At 71.7% G+C, this 1,030-nt stretch carries 1 protein-coding gene; it reads left to right on the top strand.

Annotated elements, in window-relative coordinates:
• A partial coding sequence (gene istA, locus AB5405_RS09820) for an IS21 family transposase (protein WP_368138362.1) occupies nucleotides 1-1,030 on the top strand: 1,030 nt, incomplete at both ends.

Genomic DNA, 1,030 nt, shown 5'->3' with positions numbered 1-1,030 from the left:
TCGCCGGCCACACCGGCCTGGTGGACGACCTCCTGCGGAAGGGCGTCACCAACTCGCAGGTGATATTCGAGCGGCTGCTCGGCCAGGGCTACGCCGGCGGCCTCACCACGGTGAAGACCTACATCGCCGCGCACCGGGACCTCGTGCCCGCGAAGAGGCGGCAGGCGGCCCCGCAGGGCTGCCGCGGCCAGCGCTTCAGGACGGCGCCCGGAGAGGCCTACCAGATGGACTGGGGCTTCGTCGCGGTCGAGCGCCCCGGCGGGGAGCGGGCGCGGATCGCCTGCTTCGCCATGGTCTGCCACCATTGCGGGGGCGCCCACGTCGAGTTCTTCCCGAACGCGCGCCAGGAGAACCTCCTCATCGGGATGCTGCACGCGTTCTCGGCGCTGGGCGTGCCCGCGACCGTGCTCACCGACAACATGAAGAGCGTGGTCGTCCGCCGCGATGCCGACGGCCGGCCCGTCTGGCAGGCCGACTACGCCGAGTTCATGGGCGTCGTCGGCTTCCGCACCAGGCTGTGCAGGCCGCGCCACCCCTATACGAAGGGCAAGGTGGAGAGGCTCGTCCGCTTCGTGAAGGGGAACTTCCTCGCGGGAAGGTCCTTCACCGACCTTGACGCCCTCAACCGGGAGGCCGCCCTCTGGTGCGCCGAGCAGGGAGGCCGCTGGCGGCGCGCGGCGGCATGCGTCCCGATGCGCGAGCACGAGGCGGCGTGCTCGGCGAACACCAGGCCGCTCGAGGTCACGGCCGAGGTCGAGCGGTACCTGTGCCCGCGCCGGAAGATCTCCTTCGACGGCTTCGTGAGCTTCGAGGGGCACCGCTACGGCGTGCCCTACTGGTACGTCCGCCGCGAGTGCAGGGTGAACCGGGAGGGGCGCGTGGTGCACATATACAGCGACGACCTCTCCCGCGAGCTCGTCGCCCACGCCGTCGGCACCGGCGCCGACAGCTGGTGCGAGGGGCAGTGGGAGACATCGCCGGCGCAGCCCGAGGAGCTGCCGACCCAGCCGGTGGGGACCGTGGTCGAGCA

Source organism: Collinsella aerofaciens (assembly GCF_040920445.1).
Classification (GTDB): Bacteria; Actinomycetota; Coriobacteriia; order Coriobacteriales; family Coriobacteriaceae; genus Collinsella; species Collinsella aerofaciens_BH.
The sequence above is the reverse complement of the archived record's forward strand: the minus strand, read 5'-3'. Positions and strand labels throughout refer to the sequence as shown.